Origin of the sequence: Halomonas garicola, from assembly GCF_031935715.1 — a bacterium.
GTDB lineage: Bacteria > Pseudomonadota > Gammaproteobacteria > Pseudomonadales > Halomonadaceae > Vreelandella > Vreelandella garicola.
The window spans coordinates 58,729-83,948 of record NZ_JASSZF010000007.1; the positions used below are offsets into that span (position 1 = coordinate 58,729).

Genomic DNA, 25,220 nt, shown 5'->3' on the forward strand with positions numbered 1-25,220 from the left:
TTGACAAGAGGCCCATTAATGAGCATGGATATTGCCGTGGCGGAAGGCGACGTCGAACGCCTTTCCCTGCGCGACTACACCGAAAAAGCCTACCTCGACTATTCGATGTACGTCATTCTGGATCGGGCACTGCCCAACATCGGCGACGGGCTCAAGCCCGTGCAGCGGCGCATTATCTACGCCATGCGCGAGCTTGCGCTGTCGGCCAGCGCCAAGCACAAGAAGTCCGCGCGCACCGTGGGCGACGTGCTGGGCAAGTTTCACCCCCACGGCGACAGCGCCTGCTATGAAGCTATGGTGCTCATGGCCCAGCCGTTTTCCTACCGCTACCCGCTGGTGGACGGCCAGGGCAACTGGGGCAGCCCCGACGACCCCAAGTCGTTTGCCGCCATGCGCTACACCGAGGCCAGGCTGTCGAAATTCGCCGAAGTGCTGCTCGCCGAGCTTGGCCAGGGCACCGTGGACTGGGCGCCCAACTTTGACGGCACCATGCAGGAGCCCGAGGTGCTGCCCGCCCGGCTGCCGCACATACTGCTCAACGGCGGCACCGGCATCGCCGTGGGTATGGCTACCGATATCCCGCCGCATAACGCAAGCGAAGTGGTCGAAGCCACTTGCCACCTGCTGCGCCACCCCGACGCCACCACCACCGATCTGGTGGAATATCTGCCGGCGCCGGACTTTCCGACCGAGGCGGAGATCATTACCCCGCGGGCAGACCTGCGCAAGCTCTATGAGGCCGGGCGCGGCTCGGTGAAGATGCGCGCGCGCTTTACCCGTGAGGATGCCAACATCGTGATTACCGCGCTGCCGTACCAGGTCAGCGGGGCTCGGGTGCTGGAGCAGATCGCTTCCCAGATGCAGGCCAAGAAGCTGCCCATGGTCGCCGACCTGCGCGACGAATCCACCCACGAGGAGCCCACGCGGCTGGTGATCGAGCCGCGCTCCGCCCGGGTGGACGTCGAACCGCTGATGGCGCACCTGTTTGCTACCACGGACCTGGAAAAGAACGTTCGCGTCAACTTCAACGTCATCGGCCTGGACGGCCGGCCAAAGGTGATGGCGCTGCCCGAGCTTTTGGGCCAGTGGCTTGAGTTTCGTCGGGACACGGTACGCCGCCGGCTTGAGCACCGCCTGGGCAAGGTGGAAGAGCGCCTGCACCTGCTGGAAGGGCTTTTGGCCGCCTACCTCAACCTGGACGAAGTCATCCGCATCATTCGCGAAGAGGACGCGCCCAAGCCCGCGCTGGTCGCCGCGTTCGGGCTGTCCGAGCGCCAGGCCGAAGCGATTTTAGAGCTGCGCCTGCGCCACCTCGCCAAGCTTGAGGAGATGAAGATCCGCGGCGAGCAGGACGAGCTGGAGAAGGAGCGCAAGCGCCTGCAGGGGCTTTTGGGCAGCGAAGCCAGGCTGACCACCTTGATCGAGAAGGAAATCCGCGCCGCGGGCAAGGAACACGGCGACGCGCGTCGCTCGCCGCTGGTGGAGCGTGGGGAGGCCCGGGCGCTGTCCGAGGTTGAGCTGCTGGGCGCCGACCCCATCACCGTGGTGCTCTCTGAGAAAGGCTGGATTCGTGCCGCCAAGGGCCACGAGATCGACCCCGCGGGGCTGTCCTTCAAGGCCGGCGATAGTTTTGCCCTGGCTGCCCGGGGCAAGACCAACCAGCCGCTGGTGCTGCTCGACGATACCGGCCGAGCCTACACGCTGGCCGCGCACAACCTGCCCGGCGCCCGGGGCCAGGGCGAGCCGGTGACTGGCCGGGTCAACGTGGCCGCCGGCGCGCAGATGGCCGGCATTCTGCTGGCGCCGCCGGAGCAGCGCTTTGTGCTGGCCTCGGACGGCGGCTACGGTTTCGTTGCCCGACTTAATACGCTGACCGGCAAGAACCGGGCCGGCAAGGCGGCGTTGACGCTACCCAAGGGCTGCAGCGTGCTGCCGCCGGCGGCTATCCCCGACGGCGACGAAGCGCTGTGGGTGGCATTGATATCCAACGAGGGGCGGCTGCTGCTGTTTACGCTTGACCAGCTGCCGGAAATGGCCCGGGGCAAGGGCAACAAGATGCTCGATATCCCCGGCGCCCGGGCGGCTCGGCGGGAAGAGTTCGTCCGCGATATCGCCGTGCTGGCGGAAAGCGACGCCCTGGTGGTTTACGCCGGCAAGCGCAAGCTAACGCTCAAGCCCGATGATCTGGGCTACTACCGCGGCGAGCGCGGGCGGCGCGGCAGCAAGCTGCCCCGGGGCTTTCAGCGGGTGGACCGTATCGAGGCGCAGCGCCGCGACGGCTGACGAAATCAGGAATCAGGAGAGGGAAGCATATGAGCCGCAACGCACTGGTGCTGACGCTGCTTGGCGAGACGCTGCCGACAGCGCTGTTTAGCGAGGTGGAAGCCTGGCTGGAAGAGCAGGGGCTCAGCGTGGCGCGCCGCCGCTGGCTGACCGGCGAAGCGGCGGCGCCGGCGGACGCGGCCTGCGTGGCCTGGGAAATAGAAGGCAGGCCGCTTGAGAGCGGCAGCATCGATCTTGAAGCGCTGCGCGCAGAGGCGCTGGCGCTGGGTAGCGCTCACGGCGTTGACGCTGCCGTACAGGCGGCCAGCGAGTGGCGCGGCCATCGTCGGCTGGTGTGCTTTGATATGGATTCCACGCTGATCAAGGCCGAAGTGATCGACGAGCTGGCGCGCCGCCACGGCGTGGGCGACGAGGTCGCGGCGGTCACCGAGCGGGCCATGCGCGGCGAGCTGGACTTTCAGCAGAGCTTTCGCGAGCGCATGGCTCGGCTCGAAGGGCTGGATGAGGCGGTGCTTGAAGACATCGCCGTCAACCTTCCGCTGATGGACGGCCTGGAAACGCTGATGGCCGGCCTCAAGCGCCACGGCTACCGCACGGCGATCCTTTCCGGCGGCTTTAGCTACTTTGCCCGACACCTGCAGGCGCGCTTCGGCTTTGACGAAGTTCACGCCAACGAGCTGGTGATCGATGAGCACGGCAAGGTAACCGGGGAGGTGCGCGAGCCTATTGTGGACGCCGCGCGCAAGGCGTGGCTGCTGGAGGACATGGCGACGCGCGAGGGGCTTTCCCTGAGCCAGACCGTGGCGGTGGGCGACGGCGCCAACGACCTGGAGATGCTGTCCCGGGCGGGGTTGGGCATCGCCTTTCGCGCCAAGCCGGTGGTGCGCGAAAAGGCCCGCCAGTCGATTACCACCCTGGGACTGGACGCCGTACTTTACCTGATGGGCCACCCCCGAGCCGCGCTTGCCGTCGAGGCGTCCGCCGATACGCCCGCGGGCTAGAGGCTGTCGTTTTCCGGAACGACGTCTTTTTCCGGCGGCGGTGCCGGGTTGTCGCCGCCTTCTTCGCGTAGCTCCCGCGGGTTGCCGCCGGTCTTGTCGGCGCGCTCAAGCTTCATGTGCAGGCCGGCCTTGGAGAGCATATGGGCGCTGACCGGGGCGGTGATGAACAAAAACAGCGTGATCAGCATCTCCTGGATGCTGAGCCTGCCGTGTAGCCCCAAGAAATACACCATGGAAGCTATCAGCATGCAGCCCACGCCCAGGGTAGAGACCTTGGTAGGGCCGTGCAGGCGCATGTAAAAGTCCTTCAGATGCGCCATCCCCAGCGAGCCGATAAAGGCGAAAATACCGCCGGCTACCAGCAGTATCGATGCCAGCAGTTCTATCAGCGTATTCATTCGATGATATCTCCGCGCAGAATGTACTTGCAGATGGCCACGGTGCTGACAAAGCCGAGCATGGCGATCAGCAGGGCGGCTTCAAAATAGGTTTTGCTGTCGAGCCACAGACCGAGCATGACGACCAGGGCAATGGAGTTGACGTACATGGTGTCCAGCGCCAGCACTCGGTCGGGCAGGCGTGGCCCCCGGGCCAGGCGGTAGAGATTCATCATCAGGGCCATGACCACTAGCGTAAGGGCCACCGGCAGCGCGATGCTCAGCATTCGAAAATCTCCTTGAGCGGTATTTCGTAGCGCCGGTGAATCTGCTCTATCAGCGCGTCGGGGTCCTCCACGTCCAGAGCGTGGATCAGCAGCGACTTGCCGTCCAGGCGCAGGTTGGCCGATAACGTCCCCGGCGTCAGGGTAATCGTGCTGGCCAGCAGCGTGATGGTAAAACGCTCCTCGAGCATCAGCGGATATTCAACGAAATAGGGGTGCGTTTTACGCCAGGGGTTGACGATGAGGTAAGCCACTTCGAAGTTGGCGACGATAATGTCACCGACCACGCGAAGCACGTAGCGTGCCAGCAGCCAGGGTTTCTGAATGTGCGGCTGGACATCCCAGAAGCGGTGGGTCGCCAGCGGTATGGCGATCCCCAGCAGGCTCCCCAGCAGGATTTGCCCCGGAGCAATGCTGTGCGTCAACAATAGCCAGACCGCCAGCAGGAGAAGGGATAGTACCGGCGTGGGTAGCCAGGGGCACGGCTTGATCATGGCATATCTCCTCTGGTTGACAGCTCCGTTGCGGGCAGCAGCGTCTGAATAAGCGCCTCGGGATGGGCCAGCTGCTCGGCGGTGGCCTGGGTGTATTCGCTCACCGGGCCGGCGAATACCACCAGCATTATCGGGGCGACAGCGACCAGCAGGATAACGCCGAGCCACTGGGCCCGGGGCAGGGCGTCACCGCCGGGGGTGCCGAGGTGGCTGGCCCAGAACATGGTCGACCCCGCCCGGGACAGCGCCACCAGCGAGGCCAGGCCCGCCAGCAGTAAAAGCGGCCACAGCCACAGGCGGGCGCTACCTTCGGCGGCGTTGAGCAGCAGCGCCTTGCCCAGCGCGCCGGAAAGCGGAGGCAGCCCGGCAACGGCGACGCTGCCAAGGAAAAACAGCAGCGCCAGCCCGCCGCCTTCGGCCATGGGGCGCCCCTTGACCAGCCGCGTACCGGCCTTGCCGCGCTGGGTACCGATCATGGCCGCGAGCAGGAAGAGCCCGCCGGTTACCAGCGTGGTGTGAATCAGGTAGTAAAGCAGCGCCGATACGGCCTCGGGCGTGCGCATGCCGATACCCGCGAGCAGCGTGCCGACCGAGACCAGCACCAGGTAGGCCACCAGCAGGCGCAAATCCCGGGTGGCGAGTACGCCCATGGCGGCGACGACTAGGGTGCCGAGCCCTAGCCACCAGACCCAGGGCTGCTCCAGCGCGGCGAGCATGCCGGCCTGGTCGCTGAAGATCAGCGTATACACCCGCAGGATCGAGTAAATCCCCACCTTGGTCATAATGGCAAACAGCGCCGCCACCGGCGGCGGCGCATAGCCGTAGGTGCGCGGCAGCCAGAAATACAGCGGCAGCATGGCGGCTTTCAGCCCGAAAACGACCAGCAGCATCAGCGCGCCGGCGACCACCAGCCCTTCGCGTTCGGCGGGTAGCTCAGCTACGCGCAGGGCCATGTCGGCCATGTTGAGCGTGCCGGTAGCCCCGTAAAGAATGCCCACGGCGATTAGAAACAGCGACGAGCCGGCGAGGTTGAGCACCACGTAGTGCACGCTTGCCTGAATGCGCGCCTTGCCGCCGCCGTGAAGCAGCAGCGCGTAGGAGGCCAGCAGCAGCACCTCAAAGAAGACGAAGAGGTTGAACAGGTCGCCGGTCAAAAAGGCGCCGTTGAGGCCTACCAGCTGCCACTGGAAGAGGCCGTGGAAGTTGCTGCCCTTTTCGTCGTCGCCGCCGCAGGAGTGGATCACCGCGCCCAGGGCCAAAAGCGAGGTCACCGCGACCATCAGCGCCGAGAGGCGGTCAAGCACCAGCACAATGCCGAACGGCGGCTGCCAGCTGCCAAGCGCGTAGTAGGTCACTTCGCCGCTGGCCGCCTGGTACAAAAGCGCCACGGAAACGACGACCAGCGCCGCCGTGGCCGCCACGCTGATGGCGCGCTTTTTGACGCTCAGCCGGCCAAGGCGCCGGTAGAGCAGCAGAATCCCCGCCAGCATGGGTAGCACGACGGGCAGAATAATCAGGTGCTGGGTCATTCGTGATCGTCCTTCTTGCCGTCCACGTGGTCGTTACCCACTTCGCTTCGCGCGCGCATGGCGAGAATCACGACAAACGCCGTCATGGCAAAGCCGATCACGATAGCGGTAAGCACCAACGCCTGGGGAAGCGGGTCGGCATAGTCTACGGCTTGCTCCGCGGCGTCGTTGATCAGCACGGCGCCGTCGGTGGTCAGCCCGCCCATGGAAAACAGGAAAAGGTTGACCGCATAGGAAAGGAGGGTCAGCCCCACGACCACGGGGAAGGTGCGCCCGCGCAGGGTCAGGTAAAGCCCGCAGGCAGTGAGAATGCCGGTCGCGATGGCGTAAAGCGCTTCCATCAGGTGGACTCCTTGCCGTTTTCGTTGCCGTTGCCGGGGGTGGTGTCGTCGGTGTGCTTGAGCGGTGCATCGGGCACCGGGCGGTGGGGCGTGGTGACCTTGCCAAGGTTGGCCAGAATCATCAGCGTCGCGCCCACTACGGCGAGGTAGACGCCCAGGTCAAAGAACAGCGCGGTGGCCAGCTCAACCTCGCCGATCAGCGGCAGCGTAAAGTGGCCGAAGGCCGAGGTGAGAAACGGATGGCCAAACAGCCAGCTGCCCACCCCGGTAAGCGTCGCCGTGGCCACGCCGACCACCGCCACCGGCTGAAAGGGGAAGTCGAGGCGCTGCTGGGCCCAGTCCACCCCGCGCGCCACGTAAAGCAGAATCAGCGCCACCGCGGTAACCAGCCCGGCAATGAAGCCGCCGCCGGGCTGGTTGTGGCCGCGCAGGAAGATAAAGGCCGAGACCAGCAGTGCCAGCGGCAGCAGCGCCATGGAGATCGACTTGAGTATTGGCGGATAGCGGTCCGGTGACCAGGGCCGCCCCTCCACGTCGCTGTGAGGCATGAACAGGCGCAGGCGGTTGAGCAGCTTGAAAATGGCCAGGCCGGCCAGGGCCAGGACGGTGATTTCGCCCAGGGTATCAAACCCACGGAAGTCCACCAGGATCACGTTGACGGCGTTGTGCCCGCCGCCCCCGGGTACGCTGTTGTTGATGAAAAAGTCGGAAATCGACACCGTGCCCCGGGTCAGCACCGCATAGTTGAGGCTGGCGACCACTAGCCCCAGCGCGCTTGCCAGCAAAATGTCGCGGACGTTGCGCATGGGGCTTGAGTCCCGGGGAGTACGCTGGGGCAGGAAAAACAGCGCCAGCATCAGCAGGATCATGGTCACGACCTCCACCGACAGCTGGGTCAGGGCCAGGTCCGGCGCCGAGTAGCGGGCAAAGGTCAGCGCCACAAACAGCCCCACGGTGGAGAGCATCAGCAGGGAAATCAGGCGGAAGCGGTGGGTGGCTGCGGTGGCAATACCGCCGAATATCAGCATGCCCGCGCCGAAAAGCACCATGCCGTCGATCGGCTGGTTGCCCTGGGCTCCGGTCAGCGGCGCAATTTTGGCCAGGCCGATGACGCCGCTGACCAGCGCCGATAGCATCAGAAACGCCATGTAGCGCTGTAGCGAGTTGCCCTCCAGCCAGGTCACGGTACGTTCCGAGCTGTGCTTGCAGGCGAGCACGCCGCGCTCGAACACGAACCGCGCGTCGAGGCTCTTGAAATGGCCGAGAAAGCGGCGCATGTCGCGGTGGTAGCTGTACATCAGCGCGCCGCCGGCAAGGGCCACAACGCTCATCGCCAGCGGCAGGTTAAAGCCGTGCCACAGGGCCAGGTGGAAATCCAGCGGCTCGCCGAGGACGGCCAGGGTGGCAAGGTCCAGCAGGCCGCCGGCAAAAAACATCGGAAAGATACCCACCAGCACGCACAGCGCTACCAGCAGCTCCACCGGCGCGCGCATCAGCCGCGGCGGCTCGTGGGGTGGCTTGGGGGGGGCTTTGCGCGCCGGCTTGAAAAACACCGCATGGGCCAGGCGCAGCGAATAGGCCACCGAGAGCACGCCGCCCAGCGTGGCCAGCACCGGCATGATCCAGCTCAGGCCGGCGAGGATCGGCGTGTTGAGCGCTTCGGTAAAGAGCATTTCCTTGGACAGAAAGCCGTTCAATAGCGGCACGCCGGCCATGGCCGCCGCGGCGACTGAGGTCAGCACCGCCATCACCGGCATGCTGGTGCGCAGCCCGCCCAGGCGCTTGAGCTCCCGGGTGCCGGCTTCGTGGTCGATGATGCCCGCGCTCATGAACAGCGCCGCCTTGAAGGTGGCGTGGTTGAGGATATGAAACAGCGCGGCAAGGATCGCCATGGGGCTGCCGATGCCCAGGAGCATGGTAATCAGCCCCAGGTGGCTGACGGTGGAAAACGCCAGGATGCCCTTGAGATCGGTCTTGAACAGCGCAAACCAGGCCCCGTAGAGCAGCGTGACCGTACCGGTCAGGGAGACCAGCACGGTCCACAGCACATGGTCGCCGATGGCGGGGTGCAGCCGTGCCATGAGAAGGATGCCGGCCTTGACCATGGTCGCCGAGTGAAGATAGGCCGATACCGGGGTCGGCGCGGCCATGGCGTGGGGCAGCCAGAACTGGAACGGGAACTGCGCCGACTTGGTAAAGGCGCCCAGCAGCACCAGCACCAGCATGGCCGGGTAGCGCGGGTCGGCGGTGATGGCGTCGCTGCTGGCGAGCACCACGTTCATGTCGAAACTGCCCGCCATGTGGCCCAGCAGCAAAACGCCGGCCAGCAGGGCAAGCCCGCCGGCGCCGGTGACGGTGAGCGCCATGCGCGCGCCCTTGCGCGCCGCACTCTGGGTGGTCCAGAAGCCGATAAGCAAAAACGAGGCCAGGCTGGTGAGCTCCCAGTACAGCCACAGCAAAATCAGGTTGTCGGCCATGGCAATGCCCACCATGGAGGCCATGAACAGCACCATGAAGGCATAAAAGCGGCTCACCGGTTCGTCATCCGCCAGATAAAAGTGGGCATAGAGCAGAATCAGCAGCCCGATGCCCAGAATCAGCAGATTGAACAAAAGCGTCAGGCCGTCGAGCCGCAGCGCCAGGTCCAGCCCCAGCTGGGGTAGCCAGCTTACCCCAAAGCGCAGCGACTCGCCGTCGGCAAGCGCGGGGATCTGCGCAAGCGTCAGCGCCAGGGCAATGGCGGGAAGCGCAGCAGTGACCAGCGTGCAGGTAGCGCGCCCGTGGCGTGCGCCAAGCACAGGGGCAAACACACCCGCAAGCGGCAGTAAGGCTATCCACAGCAGTGTCATGAGGTCATCCAGCGGTTGAATATCTTCGTGGTGGTCGTGCGTATGACTCGGCGACCTGTCCGGCTTGTCGAACCATCAGGGTCCGAACGGTGTCTAAAGTCACAGAATAACGCCGGCGGCACGGCGCAAACCTTGGAGCGTACCAGCTGAGTCGCCTTTGGGGAATTTTACCGCGCCCTGTTCGCCCGCCAGAAGGGGTGCCGCTGGCCAGGCGTTGACAAACGCCGTCGAGACTGATTTTCTAAGGGTATGAAAACTTCCATGACCCATCTTGTACTAGACCTACGACTACTACGCGCTCGCCTCTGACACTTCAGGGTCGGGCAAGCGCTGTGAGCGCGCATTCAAAGCATTGTCGTTAGCTGTTACAAGGTAAACTGTCATGGGATTCAATGAACCGCACTGTTTTTTCAGTCAGCCCCGTTTTTTTAGCAAAAGCCGCTTTTCCCACAAAAGCCGCTTTTTCAGCACGCCCCTTTGCCCTCCGGCGGTGAAGGGGCGTTTTGCGTTGGTGCCTGCAAGCATCGACGATCTTTCTACTGTCTTCCGCCGCCTTTTTTTCCTCCAGGAGAGCCGCCATGATGTTGTCTGATCCCGCACAAAAGTATCGTCCGTTCGTCGCCGTCGACTTGCCCGACCGCCAATGGCCGTCCCGGCGCATCGAGCAGCCGCCGATCTGGACAAGCGTCGACCTGCGCGACGGCAACCAGTCGCTGATCGACCCCATGGATCAGGAGCGCAAGCAGCGGCTTTTTGACATGCTGGTCAATATCGGCTTCAAGGAGATCGAGGTGGGCTTTCCCTCGGCCTCGCAGACCGATTTTGACTTTGTCCGCTCGCTGATCGACGAGGGCAAGGTACCCGACGACGTGACGATCCAGGTACTCACCCCGGCGCGCCCGCACCTGATCGAGCGCACCTTTGAGGCGCTCAAGGGCGCCAAAAACGCCATCGTCCACGTCTATAACGCGACCGATCCGGTGTTTCGGCGGATCGTCTTCAACGTCGACAAGGAGAACTGCATCCAGATCGCCCGGCAGGCGACTCGCCAGATCCGCGATGCCATTAACGCCGCGCCGGAGACCCACTGGACCTTCCAGTACTCCCCGGAGCTTTTCACCACCACGGAGATGGATTTCGCCGTGGAGATTGTCGAAGCGGTCATGGAGGAGTATCGGCCCACCGCCGAGCACCGCATGATCGTTAACCTGCCGGCGACGGTCGAGTGCGCCACGCCCAACAACTACGCCGACCAGATCGAGTGGTTCTGCCGCCACGTCAAAAACCGTGAGGCCCTGATCGTAAGCCTGCACCCGCACAACGACCGCGGTACCGGCATCGCCGCCGCCGAGCTTGGCCTGATGGCCGGCGCCGACCGGGTGGAAGGCACGCTGTTTGGCAACGGCGAGCGCACCGGCAACGTCGACCTGGTCACCGTGGCGATGAACATGTACACCCAGGGCGTGCATCCCGGGCTGGACTTTTCCAACATCACGCCGATCATGCGCGAAGTGGAGCACTGCAACCAGCTGCCGGTGCACCCGCGCCACCCCTACGTGGGGGATCTGGTGTTTACCGCCTTCTCCGGCTCCCACCAGGACGCGATCAAGAAGGGCATGACCGAGCGCCGGGCCAGCCCCGACGCCGTCTGGGAGGTGCCGTACCTGCCCATCGACCCGCTGGACGTGGGCCGCAGCTACGAAGCGGTCATCCGCGTCAACAGCCAGTCGGGCAAGGGCGGCGTCTCCTACCTGCTGGAAGAAGAGCACGGCGTGGTGCTGCCGCGCCGGCTGTCCATGGAGTTCAGCCAGGTGGTGCAGGAAGTCGCCGAGCGCACCGGGCGCGAGATCACCTCGCAGATGATCTATCAGGCCTTCAGCGACGAGTATCTGGGGCGCAGCACGCCGTTTTCACTGGCCAGCCACAGCATGTCTTCCGAGCCGGATAGCCCCACCGTGAACCTGGAAGCCACGGTGGACCTCGACGGCGAGCGCAAGACGCTGCACGGCGAAGGCAACGGCCCGCTGGCCGCCTTTGTCCAGGCGCTTTCAAGCGCCGGCCACGACGTGGAAATCATCGACTACCACGAGCATTCTCGCGGGCAGGGCACCGACGCCGAAGCCGTAGCCTACGTGCAGGTTCGCGTCGGCGGTGAGTCGGTCTTCGGCGTAGGGATCGACGAAAGCATCACCAGCGCCTCGATGAAGGGCGTGCTCAGCGCCATCAACCGCCACCACTCGACCCAGGCGCCGGCGGCCAACGTCACCGCGGAAACCCTGGCCTAATCCTGGCCTGAAGCGAGCCAGCGACCCCGTGATAAAACCGGCGCCCTTGGGCGCCGGTTTTATGTGCATAGGTCAGATGACATTGAGCGTCTGAAAAACGCTGTGGGGAAAATCGGGGAGCGGCTTCCATTGCTTATGATTGTTGCACTGTGTTCTCATTCTCTTCCGAGTTTGGTTTTCATTGTCTGATGCCGCTGTTTGGCGTGTACCACGTGAAAAGTCTCGAAGAAAATCTGAAAAAAGAAAAGGACGGGAAGATGGGAAGGCGAAAACACAGCGTACCGCGGGCGTTTGCCACTTTCGGCAGCGTGGTCGCCCTGATAGGGGCAAGCCAGGCGGCGCTAGCGCAAACCGCCGACGAGACGCGGCTGGATACCGTGACTGTCGAAGGCAACCGCCTTTATGAAATGCTGCCTTCCGAAGTGACCGAGGGCTACAGCGTCGATTCGGCAACGGTCGGTACCAAAACCCCGGCGGCGCTGCGCGACATTCCCCAATCGGTTAGCGTAGTGACCCGCGATGCCATCGACGATCAGAACTTCACCACGCTCGACGAGCTTGGTCGGCGCACCACCGGCGTACGCGTTCTCTCCAACGACAACGGCCGCTCGTCCATCTTCGCCCGGGGCTATGAATATGACGAAGCCAGCATCGACGGACTGCCCGCCCCCATGACCAGCATCAACGGCTCGGTGCCGTCCCTTGCCGCCTTTGACCGCGTGGAAATCATGCGCGGGCCGTCGGGACTGTTTAACAGCACCAGCGAAATGGGCGGCATCGTCAACCTGGTGCGCAAGCGCCCGACCGACGAGTTTCAAGGGAGTCTCGGCGCCGGCGCGGGCACCCAGGGTCAGCGCAACGTGCAGACCGATCTCTCCGGCCCGCTTGACGACGCGGGAAAAGTGCGCGGCCGGCTGGTGCTCGACCGTACCGATCACCCGGAAATTGCCGACCACACCGACAATGAACAGTACGATATTTACGCCGCGCTGGACGTAGACCTAAGCGCTGACACCACGCTGGGGCTGGCGTTTTTGCGCAACCATAAGGATATCGTGGTCAACAACGGCCAGCCGGTGGATGCCGATGGCAACCTGACCTATAAGCGCCGCTCGGCGTTCTACGGCGCCGACTGGAACGATTTCAACAGCCAGTCCAACGACGTGCTGGTGGATCTGACCCACAGCTTTGATAGCGGCGGCTACGGCCGCATCGGCATGCGCTACTCCGATCGCAACGCCGACTACAACTACGCCTTTGGCGGCAGCGCGCTGGATGACGACAACACCATGAACGTGGCCGGTATCGGCAGCGACGTCAGCCAGGAGGCGTTTTCGTTTGACGCCAGCTACAGCCAGCCGTTTTCCGCGTTTGGCAACGTCAGCGAGTTTGTCGTGGGCAGCGACTACAAACGCTACGACACCGACATTGAGTCCAGCCGCACCCGCGGTTTGACCACCAGCCGCGTCACCCGCAACGAGCTTAATAAGCTTGCCTACACCGATATTCTGGCCCAGGGCCGTCAGGGCGCCGGCGGCTTTCGCTACGGCCACGACGATACCCGCCAGCAGGAAACCGGCGTTTACTCCAAGCTGACGCTGCGCCCGGTAGAACCGCTTGCGCTGATTGCCGGCGGCCGCGTTAGCCATTACGAGACCCGCAACAAGGATCGCGCCGGAGATCAAAGCCAGCGCCGCAGCGGCACCGAGTTCACCCCTTACGCCGGCGCGGTCTACGACCTGGACTTCAACCACTCGCTCTACGCCAGCTATTCGCAGGTGTTCAAGCCGCAAACGGCGCTTGACGCGGATAACGACATCATCAAACCGCGCGAAGGCGAGCAGTACGAAGTCGGCATTAAAGGCAGCTATTTCGGCGGCGATTTGAACACCCGCTTAAGCGCCTTCCGCCTTTACGATGAAAACCGTGCGGCGTCGCCTGCTGACCCCAAGGCTTGCTACTCGGTAGCGGTCGGCAAAATGCGCATTCAGGGCGGCGAAGTAGAAGTGGCGGGCGATTTAACCCCGCAGTGGGGCGTAAGCGCCGGCTACACCTACATGGATACCGAGGTGAAAGAAGCCTCCACCGGCCGCGACGACGGCATCTTTATGCTGATGCCCCATAACATGGTTAACCTCTGGACCCAGTACGACGTGGCCGGCGGCACCCTTGACGGCCTGACGCTTGGCGGCGGCGTCACCGCCATGAGCGGCTTTGCGTCCTCCCAGGGCGTTGAAGCCCCGGGCTACGCGGTAGTCGACGCCATGCTCGGCTACGACTTTACCCCGGCGTTTAGCGGCCAGCTTAACTTCAACAACATTCTCGACCGCCATTACTACAACCGCGTCGGCGGGCAGAATACCTTCAACATGCCCGGCGCGCCGTCCAACGTCATGGCATCGGTTAACTATGACTTCTAGCGTCGCTGGCGATAGCGCCCTGGCACGAACGCTCAGGCAGGGATGCTCAGGCATAAGCGCTCAGGCATAAAAAACGCCCCGGTTTGCTAAACCGGGGCGTTTTGGTATGGCCGCTAGCTTACGGCGTAATCCGCGTCACGGTGTTGCCGCCGGGCTCTACCGGAGTGGGCGCGTCGGCGGGGCCGTGGCGGTCTTTGCCCTTGGCCTTGTTGCTGACGTAGACGTTGCCGGTGTCGGGGGCGATGGCAATCGTCTGCGGGTGCGTACCGGTGCCCAGGTGGGCGGTGACGTAGCGGCTGTCGGCGTCGATGATTGACACCGTGCCGTCGCCGCGGTTGGCCACGTACAAATCGCCCGTTTGCGGATGCAGCCGAGCGCTTAGCGCGCCGTCGCCGGTGCTGACGGTGGTTTCAATCTCGCCGCTTTCGACGTCGATAATCGACACGCCGCCGGTCTTCTGGTTGATGGCGTAGAGGATGCCGTTGTCGGCGTCGAGCTCCAGATTCACGGTATCGAAGGGGGCGGGCTTGGCGTCGGGGTCGTTGTCATTGAGCTCGACGGCGCTGAAGGTGCGCAGCACTTCCTGGCTTTCCAGATCGATTTCGGCGATGTCGCTGGTGGCCATGTCGGAGACGTAAAGCCGCTGGTTGGCGGCGTCGAGCGCCAGGCCGGCGGCCGTTTTGACCGGGTCGACGATGATGGATTCCAGCGTGTCGGACTCGCCGTCGATGACCCAGATCGCGCTTTCAGGGCCCTCTTCGTCGCCGCGCGACATGCCGCCAACGGCGCTTACGTAAACCGTATTGCTATCTTCATCCACCGCGACCTGGCGCAGCTGGTCAGAAGTCTCGCCGGGGTTTTCGATCCGCGCGACTTCCTCACCGGTATCGATGTTATACACGCCCACCTGGCCGTTTTTGGTGTCGGCGGCATAGAGCTTTTGCGTGGCGTGATTGATCGCGATGCCGAAGGGAATAACGTCGCCGGTGAGGATTTTGTCGACTTCGTCGAGGGTCTCGGCGTCAAGCGCCACAATGCCCGGCTTGACGGCGTTTTCCGCCTCGGCGTCGCGGCTGCCGGTGATGGCGGCGTAGACGGCGTCGGTGGCCGGGTTGAAGGCGATTTCATAGACGGATTCGTCGACTTTCACCGAGCGGTCGACGGCCGGGGCGGCCATGGCCTGGGCGACCACGCCGATTGATGCGGCCAGTAGCGAGAGGGTAAAAAAGCGGCGCGTGTGGGGCGCGAGCCCGGTGCGGGCAGCGTTAAAAGGCATCTGGGACTCCTGTGTGATGAGTCAATGATAGGCAAAGGTGCGTGGGCAGTCTGCGATTTTTTGGCCTGCTACACAAATAGAAATCATTTGCTTTTGCTTTTCAGTAACCTTAACCTGCTAATCTTATTATCGTTTGCTGTACTGGGCGTAAGACGTGAGCACGCTAGGCAGCAAGTCGGCTTTACCAGGTTCAACCGGAAACACCAGCGATGGATTCTCCTCAACCGTCACCCCGTCTCTGGGTGCTAAGCTTCGTCGCCCTGGTCGGCACCATGGGCATCATGTCGTTTGTGGCCGTGGTCGGGCCGATTACCCGCCTGTTTGGACTGGCCGACTGGCACGCTGGCCTGGCGCTCACCGCCGGCGGCGTCTTCTGGACGCTCTCCGCCCGCCGCTGGGGCAAGCTCAGCGACCGAGTCGGGCGCAAGCGCGTGCTGGTGTTTTCTCTTGCCGCCTACTGCGTTACCTATCTGCTGCTCGCTGTGCTGGTGGACGCCGCACTGGGGCATCCGCCGGCGCTCGTCGTGTCGCTTGCCGTACTGGTGGGCGCACGGGCGCTGGTGGGGCTGTTTTACGCCGCCGTACCCACGGTCGCCGCCGCGGCGGTGGCCGACCAGGCGCCCACGGGCAAGCGCGCATCCAGCATGGCGCGACTCGGGGCGGCCAACGCCACCGGGCTGATTGCAGGCCCCGTGGTGGCCGGCTGGATCGCCACCTACGATATCGCCTTGGCGCTTTACGCCGCCGCGCTGATGCCGCTGGCCGCCCTCGGTATGATCCTGTGGAAGCTTCAGGAAACCCGCCCCCCTGAAGCCGCACCTGACAAGGAACCTGAGAACGTCGCGCCCAAGCAAAAGCCGAGCGCGGGATTTTTCGACCCGCGCCTACGCCTGCCGCTGGCGGCCATGTTTGTCGCCATTATGGCGGTGGCCACCACCCAGTCCACCGTGGGCTTTTTAATGCTCGACCGACTGTCGCTGTCGCCGGCGGAAGGGGCCAAGGCCGCCGGCTATGCGCTGACCGCGCTGGGTATCGGGCTCATAGTGGCCCAAACCGTGATGATGCGCCTGCAGTGGCCGCCCGTGCGCTGGCTGCTGCTGGGCGCGCTGCTGGCAGGCGCAGGCTTTGGCTCGGTAGCGTGGCTTGGCACCGGCTGGGTTATTTTTCTCGCCTTTGGCCTGGCGGGGCTGGGCATGGGGCTGGTGCGCCCCTCGATACAGGCGTTAACCGCCGACTGCGTTGAGGCCCACGAGCAGGGCGCGGCCGCCGGCACCGCCGCCTCCATGCAGGGCTTTGCCATGACGCTGGGGCCGCTGGTGGGCACGCTGCTCTACGGTCTGGCCCCCGCCGTGCCTTATGGGCTGGTGGGTGTCCTGCTGTTGGCGCTGGCGCTGATGGTTTGGCGCCGCCATGTTTCCCCAGCGGCGTCGCAGCCGTCAGGAGCCGTTTCATGACCACGTTAACTGACTTCACAGCTGCCTCCGCAACGCCTCCCACACCTCCCCGCACACCGACGGCGCAGCGGTTTATGCTGAAAGCCCCGCAGCACGCGCTTGAAGCCAGCGGCTGCCGGGCGCAGCTGCCGGCGGGGGCAACCGCAAGCCTTGGCCAGCGGGTGCGCGAATTTTTTGCCGCGCGTCAGGCAGGCCCCGCGCTGCTGGTCGGCGCGCTGCCGTTTGACCCTCACGCGCCGGATGCGCTTTATCAGCCCGAGCGGCTGGAGCCGGCGCCGCCGAGTACGCTTGATGCGCCGCCGGTGCTGACCGACGCCGCCGTGCCCGAGCCTTTGCCCGAGGCCTACGCCAGCATGGTCGAGCGCTGCGTGACTCGGCTCTCGGCCACGGCGCAAACCGCCACGCCCACGCTTGGGAAGGCCGTATTGGCGCGCAGCCTGAGCGTGCAGGCAGACGCGCCGATTGACCCGCTGGCGCTGGCCGCCCGCCTTGAGCAAGATTCAAGCGTCACCGCCTACGTAGCGCCGCTGCCGGTAGATGAGGCCGAGGCGCCCGCCTGGCTGGTGGGGGCGACGCCCGAGCTGTTGATTTCCCGCCGCGGTCGCACGGTGGTGTCGCACCCGCTGGCGGGCTCGATTCCGCGCCGCGACGACCCCGAGCAGGACCGCCAGGCGGCAGCGTCGCTTAAAGCCTCCGCCAAGGATCTCGCCGAGCACCGCTACGTGGTCGACGCCATTGTCGAGGCGCTCGGCCCGCTGTGTAGCGAGCTTGACGCCCCGGCGACGCCCGAGCTAACCGCCACCCAAAGCATGTGGCATTTGGGCACGCGGATTGTCGGCACGCTTGACGGTGAAGCGACCTCCGCCGCCGAGCTCGCCGGGCTTTTACACCCCACGCCCGCGGTGTGCGGTACCCCCCGGGAAGCCGCGCTTGGCGTCATCAAGTCGTTGGAGCCGGTGGACCGCGGCTTTTACGCCGGCGCGGTGGGCTGGGTCGACGAACACGGCGATGGCGACTGGTACGTGGCGATTCGCTGCGCCCGAGTGCAGGGCCGCCGGCTGCGGCTATTTGCCGGCGCAGGCATCGTCAAGGATTCCGTAGCCGCGCTTGAGGTTGAGGAAACCGCCGCCAAATTCACCGCGCTGCTGGACGCGCTCGGCGTTGATCGCGCGCCCGCCAGCAGCACAACGCGAGAGGCAAAATGACCGCTACTGCCCACCCGACCCCCGCTTCCCGCCGCCAGCCGCTGCAGCAGCGCTGGCCCGACGAACTGGTCAGCCGTTACCGCGCCGCCGGCCACTGGCGCGGCGAGACGTTTCCCGCGTTTTTGCGCGAGCGCGCCGCGCGCTTTGCCGATGACGTGGCCGTAGTCGCCGGCGACACCCGCTACACCTACGCCGAGCTTGGCCGCGAAGCCCAGCGCATCGGTGCCGGGCTGTTAGCGCGCGGGCTTGTGCCCGGCGACCGGGTGATCGTGCAGCTGGGCAACGAAGCGGCGTTTATTCCCGTGGTTTGCGGGCTGTTCTACGCCGGGCTGATTCCGGTGTACGCGCTGCCCGCCCACCGGCTGACCGAGATCCGCCACTTCGCGCTCAAGGCCGAAGCCAGCGCCTACATTACCGCCGACCGCCGCGGCGGGTTTGACTACCGCACGCTTGCCCGGGCGCTGGTAGAAGAAGTGCCGGCGGTGGAACACGTGGTGATCGCCGGCGAAAGCTCCGCCACCGAGGCCGAGGAGTTTACCGCGCTTGACGCGCTCGACGGCGACCCGGCCGCGCTGCCGGCGGACCCCGACCCGCAGTCGGTGGCGTTTTTGCAGATTTCCGGCGGCAGCACCGGGCTTTCCAAGCTGATCCCGCGTACCCACGACGACTACATCTATTCGTTCCGCGCGAGCAATGAGATCTGCGGCATCACCCGCCAAAGCGTCTATATGACCGTGCTGCCCGCGGCGCACAACTTCCCCATGAGCTCGCCGGGCTGGCTGGGCGCGCTCTACGCCGGCGCCCGCGTAGTGCTGTGCCCGGCCGCTGAGCCTGCCACCGCCTTTGCGCTGATCGAGCGCGAGAGCGTGACCTGTTTGGGGCTGGTGCCGCCGCTGGCACTTCTGTGGGTCGAAGCCGCCAGGAATACGCCCCACGACCTCTCGAGCCTTGAGGTCATGCAGGTGGGCGGGGCCAAGCTTGTGCCCGAGGCCGCCAAGCGGCTGATGCATGGCTTTCCCGGCAAGCTGCAGCAGGTGTTTGGCATGGCCGAAGGGCTGGTCAACTACACCCGGCTGGACGACCCCGACGAGATGGTGATTAACACCCAGGGCCGGCCCATCAGCCCCAACGACGACGTGCGCGTGGTCGACGACGACGGCCGGCAGGTACCGGACGGCACGGCGGGTCACCTGCAGGTCAGCAGCCCCTACACCATTCGCCAGTACCACAACGACGCCGCCGCCAACGCCAAAAACTTCAGCGCTGACGGCTACTACACCACCGGCGACATCGTCGTGCGCACCCCCGAGGGCAACCTGATCGTCCAGGGGCGGGCCAACGACCACATCAACCGCGCCGGAGAAAAGATCTCCGCCGAGGAAATCGAAGACCACCTGCTCTCACACCCGGCGGTGTTCGACGCCGCGGTGGTGTCGATCCCCGACGACTATCTGGGCGAGCGCAGCTGCGCGTTTATTCTGGTGCAGCAGGGCGGCGGCGAGGGTAAAAAGCCCCGCGCCATGGCGCTGAAAAAGTGGGTGCGCGAGCAGGGCCTGGCCGACTTCAAGGTGCCCGACCAGATCGTCTTTGCCGAATCGTTTGAGACCACGGCGGTGGGCAAGGTCAGCCGCCGTGAACTGCGCGCCCGGCTGCGCCAGCGCCTGCTCGACGATATGCAGCAAAAAGCCGACGAGGAGAACGCCTGATGGGACTTCCCAAGATTCAAAGCTACCCGCTGCCGAGTGCCGACGAGCTGCCCGCGGCGCGTGCCCAGTGGACGCCGCAAACCGAGCGCATGGCGCTGCTGGTCCACGATATGCAGGAGTACTTCCTTGCCCCGTTTGATCAACACGCCGCGCCGATCCCCCAGGCCGTGGTCAATTTGACCCGGCTGATCGCGCACTGCCGCGCCCGTGGGATTCCGGTGTTTTACACCGCCCAGCAAGGCCAGCAGGAGTACCGCGATCGCGGCCTGCAGGCCGACCTTTGGGGGCCGGGGATGCGCGCGATTCCCGAGCACGAGGCGATCATCCCGCCGCTGGCCCCGGCCGAAGGCGACCACCTGCTGGTCAAGCACCGCTACAGCGCCTTTCAGCGCAGCAATCTGGAAACGCTGATGCGCGCCCGCGGCCGCGACCAGCTGCTGGTGACCGGGGTGTACACCCACATCGGCTGCTCGGCCACCGCGATTGAAGCGTTTCAGCGCGATATCGAGCCGTTCGTCGCGGCGGATGCCGGCGCCGATTTCAGCCAGGCCGACCACGAAAGCGCGCTGTGCTGGATGGCGCGCACCTGCGCTGTCCCCATGACCACCGATCAGCTGCTGGAGGCCCTGAGCTAATGCCGGTTAATCTGCACCACAACGCTTTGACCCTTGAGCGCATGCGCGCCGATATCGCCGCGCTGGTCGACGAGGCCCCCGAGGAGCTCGAAGACGACGACAACCTGCTCGACTGGGGGCTCGACTCCATGCGCATCTTCAACCTCACCGTGGAGTGGAGCCAGTACGGCGTCGAGCTTGGCTTTGCCGATTTGGCCGAAGCGCCGACCCTTGCCGACTGGTGGCAGATCGTTAAGCGCCAGCAGGGCGAACGCTAACCATGCAGCAGGCCGCATCTTCTTCATCAAGCGAATCGCTTCGGGGCGTTTTTCCCTTAACCGAAGCCCAGCAGGGCATCTGGTTTGCCCAGCGCCTGGCGCCGGATAACCCGTCGTTCAACACCGCTCATGCGCTATGGATAGACGGCGAGCTGGACGTCGCCGCCTTTACCCGAGCGGCCAACCAGGCCGCAGCCGAGGCCGACAGCCTGGCGCTTGGCTTTGACGATACCGCCGACGGCCCGCGCCAGTACCTTGACGCCGCCCGTGTGCCCGAGCTTGACGTCGTCGACCTGAGCGACGATGACGCGCCCCGGGCCACGGCCGCCGAGATGATGCGCGCCGACCGCCTGACCCCGCTCGACCCCACCCGCGAGCGGCTGGCCTGCCAGCAGCTGTTGGTGCTGGGCAGCGGTGATGGACAAACGCCGCGCTACGTCTGGTACCTGCGCGTGCACCATCTGGCCGCCGACGGCTACGCCATGGCGCTGTTGGGCGAGCGTACGGCGGCGCTGTACACCGGCGATGACGCCGCGCGGCCGTTTGCCCCGCTGGCCCCGGTGCTTGAGGAAGACGCCGAGTATCAGGCGTCCGCCAAACGCCAGCGCGACGCCGCCCGGTGGCATGACGCGCTGGCCGACACGCCGCCGCCGGCCACGCTGGGCGCTGACGTCGCCGCCGGCGCGATTGCCGCCAGCGACTGCCACCGCCGCATCGCGCCGCTGGAGGCAGCGCTTACGACGCGGCTTTTTGCCTTGGCCGAGGCGCTTAAGCAGCCTTGGCCGGACGTGCTTACCGCGCTTGCCGCCGAATACTGCCGCCGGCATAGCGACGGCGCCGACGCGGTGGTCGGTGTGCCCTATATGGGCCGGCTGGGCAGCAAAGCGGCCCGAGTACCGGCGATGGTGATGAACGTGCTGCCGCTGGCGCTGCGCGCAGACGATACGCCCGCCGCGATGCCGGTAGGCGAGTTTATCCGCACCGCGGCCAAGCGCCTGATGCGCACCCGCCGCCACGGTCGCTATCGCGGCGAACAGCTGCGCCGGGACTTGCGGCTGATCGGCAGCCAGCGCCGCCTGCACGGCCCGCTGATCAACGTGCAGCCGTTTTACCGGCCGCTGGCGTTTGCCGGCGTTGAGGCACCCATTGACGCGCGGCTGGAAATTCTCGGCACCGGCCCGGTGGACGACCTGACCTTCGGCTTTCGCGGCGATGCCCAGGGCCGGCTGGACCTGGAGATCGAAGCCAACCCCACGCTTTATACCCGGGACGACGTCGACGACCATCTGGCGCGGCTGCCGGCGTTTATCGACGCGGCCATCGCCGCTTGGCAAGCCGACGACACGCTTGCCGCCATCCCGCTGGCCACGCCCGCCGAGGCCCGGCGCTACCTGTTTGAGGTCAACCAAACCGCGCACCCCGTGCCCGGGGTCAAGGGGGAAGAAGCGACGCTTGCCGCGCTGATCGAGGCGCAAATGGCCGCCACGCCGGACGCCGTGGCGCTGGAGTTTGGCGGCCAGGCGCTGACCTACGCCGAGCTTGAACGGCGCAGCCGGGCGCTTGCCGTAGCGCTGCATCAACGCGGCGTGGATCGGGGCAGCATCGTTGCCGTGGCGCTGCCGCGCTCGCTTGAGCTGGAGATAGCGCTGGTGGCCGTGCTGCGCGCCGGCGCGGCCTATCTGCCGCTCGACGCCGAACAGCCCGATGCGCGCTTAAAGCGCATTCTCGACTCCGCCGAACCGGCCTGCCTGCTAAGCGCTGATGTCGAACGCTTTGCCCGGCAGAGCGTATTGGCGCCCCGGGACTGGCCGACGGATGCGCCCGGTGAGGCGCTGGCCGATACGGCCCCCGCGCCCGATGACCCCGCCTACGTGATCTATACCTCGGGCTCCACCGGCGAACCCAAGGGCGTGGTGGTCGAACACCGCGCCATTATCAACCGGCTTTTGTGGATGCGCGACTACTTCGCCGTGGATGAAAGCGAGCGCATTTTGCAAAAAACCCCGGCGACCTTCGACGTCTCGGTATGGGAGTTTTTTCTGCCGCTGATCGCCGGCGCGCGGCTGGTCATTGCACCGGCGGATGCCCACCGCGACCCCCGCGCCATCGCCCGGCTGATCCGCGAGCGCGGCATCACCACGCTGCACTTTGTGCCCTCGATGCTGGGGGCGTTTCTGACCACGCCGGGCATTGCCGCCCAGCGTCTGCGCCGGGTGATCGTCAGCGGCGAGGCGTTAACGCCAAGCCTGCGCGAGCGCTTCCATGCGACGCTCGATACCCGGCTGTTTAACCTCTACGGCCCGACGGAAGCGGCGGTGGACGTAAGCGTGTGGGAGGCCACCCGCGACGATACGTCTAACCCGGTGCCCATCGGCTTTCCCGTGTGGAACACAAGGCTTTACGTGCTGGACGCGCAGCTACGCCCGCTGCCGCCGGGCGTGGCCGGGGATTTATACCTGGGCGGCGTGCAGCTGGCGCGGGGCTATTTAGGCCAGCCCGCGCTCACCGCCGAGCGCTTTATCGACGCCCCCTTTATCAACGACGGTTTCCTCGACGGCGAGCGGCTGTATAAAAGCGGCGACGTGGCGCGCTTTCGTCGCGACGGCGCGGTGGAGTACCTCGGCCGCAGCGATGACCAGGTCAAACTGCGCGGGCTGCGCATCGAGCTTGGCGATATCGCCACGGCACTGGCCGATGCCCCGGGCGTGGCGGCCGCCGAGGTGCTGCTGCGTGAGCTGGGCAGCGGCGAGCCGCGGCTGGTCGGCTATGTGCAGCTCGACGCCGACAGCGCCGCGCCTGGCCTTGCTTCAGACTCTGCCGCACTGCGCGCGCGCGTAACGCCGCATCTCGCACGCCAGCTGCCCGACTATATGCTGCCGGCGGCGTATGTCGCGGTGGACGAATGGCCGCTGACCGCCAACGGCAAGCTCAACCGCCGCGCGCTGCCGCTGCCGGAGATGGCCGACGATGCCGGCGGCGGCGAGCTTGCCACCGACACCCAGCGTACGCTTGCCGCGCTGTTTGCCCGGGAGCTCAAGCTGGAGAATCACCGGCCGCTGGGGCCGGACGCTGACTTTTTCCGCCTCGGCGGCGACTCGCTTTCCGCCGTGCATCTGCTGCTGGCGATCGAAAAACACTTTCTGCGCGACCCGGGCTTTGGCACCCTGTTTGCCGCGCCCACCATCGCCGCACTTGCCGCGCAGCTGGACGCCCCCGACAAGGCCGCCGACGACGGCCTGGGGCCGAGCGTCGTGCTGGCGCAGGGCGAGCAACGCCTGCCGCCGCTGTTTGCCGTACACCCGGCGGGCGGCATCGCCTGGAACTATCGTTCGTTGGCCCGCTCGCTTGCCCAAACGCTTGCCCCGGCGCGTACGGTTTACGGGCTGCAGTCGCCGGCGCTACGCCCCGACAAGCCGCTGCCGGCAAGCATCGAGGCGCTGGCCGACGATTACGTGGCCACCGTACAGGCGCTGCATCCGGCCGGGCCGGTGCATCTGGCCGGCTGGTCGGTGGGCGGGATTATCGCCCACGCCATGGCCGTGCGGCTGCGCGAAGCCGGCCGCGAGGTTGGGGTGGTAGCGCTGCTGGACGCCTACCCGGCGGAGTGCTGGCGCGCCGAGCCCGAGCCCGACCCCGACCCGGTGGCCGCGCTGCGCGCGCTGCTGGCGATTGCCGGCTACGACCCCGAGCAGCACCTGGCGCTGGATACCCGCGAGAAGGTCGTCGCGTTTTTGCGCCGAGGGGAGAGCACCCTGGGCAACCTGCCCGAGGCCGCGCTCGACGGCGTGGTGCGCGCAGTCACCGGCACCAACCGGCTGGTGCGCGGCCATCATCACGGCTACCTTGACGCCGCGCTGGTGCACCTGCGCGCGGGGCGCGACCACGTAAGCCGCCCGCACCTCAAGGCGGCGCTGTGGCAGGCTCACGCCGCCGAGGTGGAGGCGCTGGAAACACCGTACTACCACGCCGAGATGACCGGCGCAGACGCCGCCCAGCATCTCGCGCCGCTGCTTGGCCGGCGTATGGCCGAGCGCGAAGCGGTGTTGGATCATTCCCTGAACGAAGAGGCTTACTATGCAGCTGAGCGGATTTGACGGCCGTCTTGCGCTGGTCACGGGAGCGGCCGGCGGCATCGGCGCCGCGCTGGTACGCCTGCTGCGCGAAAGCGGCTGCCGGGTTATCGCCACCGACCTTGCCGCCCCCGAAGGCGAAGACGGCCGGGCGCTGGACGTCACCGACTCCGCCGCGGTTAACGCGCTGGTGGACGACATCGAGCGCGACATCGGCGCGATTGATTTTGGCATCAACGTCGCCGGGGTGCTGCAGTCCGGAAGCGTAGACACCATCGACGACGACGCCTGGCGGCGCACCTTTGCGGTCAACGCCGACGGCGTATTTTATCTGTGCCGGGCGCTTGCCCGGGTGATGACCCCGCGCCGTCGCGGGGCCATGGTGACCGTGGGCTCCAACGCCGCCGGCGTGCCGCGCCACGCCATGGCCGCTTATGGCGCGTCCAAGGCCGCCGCGGCGATGTTCATGCGCTGTTTGGGCCTGGAGCTCGCGCCGCTGGGCATTCGCTGCAACAGCGTCGCGCCGGGCTCCACGCTTACCCCCATGCAAACCGGCATGTGGGCCGACTCAAGCGGCGAACAGCGGGTGATCGACGGCATCCCCGAGGATTACAAAACCGGCATACCGCTGGGCAAGCTCGCCAAGCCCGACGACGTGGCCAGCGCGGTGATGTTTTTGCTCTCCGAGCAGGCCGGGCATATCGTCATGGACGATCTCTACGTCGACGGCGGCGCCACGCTGCACGGCGGCTAA

General features: G+C 65.8%; 19 protein-coding genes. 12 read left to right on the forward strand and 7 right to left on the reverse strand.

Going from position 1 to position 25,220, the window contains the following annotated elements; translation table 11 throughout:
• Positions 1–18: 18 nt before the first annotated feature.
• Together parC and serB are read left to right on the forward strand one after the other, a co-directional pair.
• On the forward strand, positions 19–2,283 hold the full coding sequence (gene parC / locus RS027_RS04425; RefSeq protein ID WP_311954739.1) for a DNA topoisomerase IV subunit A: 2,265 nt from the start codon (positions 19–21) through the stop codon (positions 2,281–2,283).
• Between the two features lie 29 nt (positions 2,284–2,312).
• On the forward strand, positions 2,313–3,284 hold the full coding sequence (gene serB / locus RS027_RS04430) for a phosphoserine phosphatase SerB (RefSeq protein ID WP_311954740.1): 972 nt from the start codon (positions 2,313–2,315) through the stop codon (positions 3,282–3,284).
• On the opposite strand, the gene RS027_RS04435 is transcribed toward serB, so the two are convergent.
• From RS027_RS04435 to RS027_RS04460, 6 genes are read right to left on the reverse strand one after another with little or no spacing between them, the layout of a single operon-like run.
• Positions 3,281–3,682, reverse strand: coding sequence for a Na+/H+ antiporter subunit G (locus RS027_RS04435; protein WP_311954741.1), 402 nt, complete (start codon positions 3,680–3,682; stop codon positions 3,281–3,283). The genes serB and RS027_RS04435 overlap by 4 nt on opposite strands.
• Complete coding sequence (locus RS027_RS04440) at positions 3,679–3,948, reverse strand: K+/H+ antiporter subunit F (protein WP_311954742.1); 270 nt, start codon at positions 3,946–3,948, stop codon at positions 3,679–3,681. Before RS027_RS04440 ends, RS027_RS04435 begins: the two co-directional genes overlap by 4 nt.
• On the reverse strand, positions 3,942–4,439 hold the full coding sequence (locus tag RS027_RS04445) for a Na+/H+ antiporter subunit E (protein ID WP_311954743.1): 498 nt from the start codon (positions 4,437–4,439) through the stop codon (positions 3,942–3,944). The genes RS027_RS04440 and RS027_RS04445 overlap by 7 nt, the downstream gene beginning before the upstream one ends.
• Complete coding sequence (locus tag RS027_RS04450; RefSeq protein ID WP_311954744.1) at positions 4,436–5,968, reverse strand: monovalent cation/H+ antiporter subunit D; 1,533 nt, start codon at positions 5,966–5,968, stop codon at positions 4,436–4,438. Before RS027_RS04450 ends, RS027_RS04445 begins: the two co-directional genes overlap by 4 nt.
• Positions 5,965–6,309: a Na+/H+ antiporter subunit C gene (locus tag RS027_RS04455; protein WP_311954745.1), complete on the reverse strand. Its 345-nt coding sequence runs from the start codon at positions 6,307–6,309 to the stop codon at positions 5,965–5,967. Before RS027_RS04455 ends, RS027_RS04450 begins: the two co-directional genes overlap by 4 nt.
• Positions 6,309–9,158: a monovalent cation/H+ antiporter subunit A gene (locus tag RS027_RS04460; RefSeq protein WP_311954746.1), complete on the reverse strand. Its 2,850-nt coding sequence runs from the start codon at positions 9,156–9,158 to the stop codon at positions 6,309–6,311. The genes RS027_RS04455 and RS027_RS04460 overlap by 1 nt, the downstream gene beginning before the upstream one ends.
• 382 nt (positions 9,159–9,540) lie before the next feature.
• Between RS027_RS04460 and RS027_RS04465 the strand changes: the two genes are divergently transcribed.
• The 3 genes from RS027_RS04465 (at position 9,541) to RS027_RS04475 (ending at position 13,863) form a co-directional block, all read left to right on the forward strand.
• The gene (locus tag RS027_RS04465; RefSeq protein ID WP_311954747.1) at positions 9,541–9,750 is read left to right on the forward strand and encodes a hypothetical protein; all 210 of its coding nucleotides are present in this window, start codon (positions 9,541–9,543) and stop codon (positions 9,748–9,750) included.
• Entirely contained in the window at positions 9,737–11,443 is a 1,707-nt protein-coding gene (gene leuA, locus RS027_RS04470; protein ID WP_311954748.1) for a 2-isopropylmalate synthase, read from the forward strand. The genes RS027_RS04465 and leuA overlap by 14 nt, the downstream gene beginning before the upstream one ends.
• 257 nt (positions 11,444–11,700) lie before the next feature.
• Complete coding sequence (locus RS027_RS04475; protein WP_311954749.1) at positions 11,701–13,863, forward strand: TonB-dependent siderophore receptor; 2,163 nt, start codon at positions 11,701–11,703, stop codon at positions 13,861–13,863.
• Between the two features lie 118 nt (positions 13,864–13,981).
• Here RS027_RS04475 and RS027_RS04480 read toward each other — a convergent pair whose 3' ends face one another.
• Positions 13,982–15,139: a YncE family protein gene (locus tag RS027_RS04480; RefSeq protein WP_311954750.1), complete on the reverse strand. Its 1,158-nt coding sequence runs from the start codon at positions 15,137–15,139 to the stop codon at positions 13,982–13,984.
• Between the two features lie 209 nt (positions 15,140–15,348).
• On the opposite strand from RS027_RS04480, the gene RS027_RS04485 reads away from it, so the two are divergent.
• From RS027_RS04485 to dhbA, 7 genes are all read left to right on the forward strand, one after another.
• Positions 15,349–16,593: an MFS transporter gene (locus RS027_RS04485; protein WP_311954751.1), complete on the forward strand. Its 1,245-nt coding sequence runs from the start codon at positions 15,349–15,351 to the stop codon at positions 16,591–16,593.
• A gap of 74 nt (positions 16,594–16,667) precedes the next feature.
• Positions 16,668–17,798, forward strand: coding sequence for an isochorismate synthase (locus RS027_RS04490; protein WP_311954752.1), 1,131 nt, complete (start codon positions 16,668–16,670; stop codon positions 17,796–17,798).
• Positions 17,795–19,504: a (2,3-dihydroxybenzoyl)adenylate synthase gene (locus tag RS027_RS04495; RefSeq protein WP_311954753.1), complete on the forward strand. Its 1,710-nt coding sequence runs from the start codon at positions 17,795–17,797 to the stop codon at positions 19,502–19,504. The genes RS027_RS04490 and RS027_RS04495 overlap by 4 nt, the downstream gene beginning before the upstream one ends.
• Positions 19,504–20,139 (forward strand): isochorismatase family protein, encoded by a 636-nt coding sequence (locus RS027_RS04500; protein ID WP_311954754.1) that lies wholly within the window; start codon positions 19,504–19,506, stop codon positions 20,137–20,139. The genes RS027_RS04495 and RS027_RS04500 overlap by 1 nt, the downstream gene beginning before the upstream one ends.
• A complete protein-coding gene (locus RS027_RS04505; RefSeq protein ID WP_311954755.1) occupies positions 20,139–20,396 on the forward strand; it encodes a phosphopantetheine-binding protein in 258 nt (85 codons plus the stop codon). Before RS027_RS04500 ends, RS027_RS04505 begins: the two co-directional genes overlap by 1 nt.
• Positions 20,397–20,398: 2 nt before the next feature.
• Positions 20,399–24,490, forward strand: coding sequence for a non-ribosomal peptide synthetase (locus tag RS027_RS04510; protein WP_311954756.1), 4,092 nt, complete (start codon positions 20,399–20,401; stop codon positions 24,488–24,490).
• Positions 24,471–25,220, forward strand: a complete 750-nt coding sequence (gene dhbA, locus RS027_RS04515; RefSeq protein WP_311954757.1) for a 2,3-dihydro-2,3-dihydroxybenzoate dehydrogenase — start codon at positions 24,471–24,473, stop codon at positions 25,218–25,220. The genes RS027_RS04510 and dhbA overlap by 20 nt, the downstream gene beginning before the upstream one ends.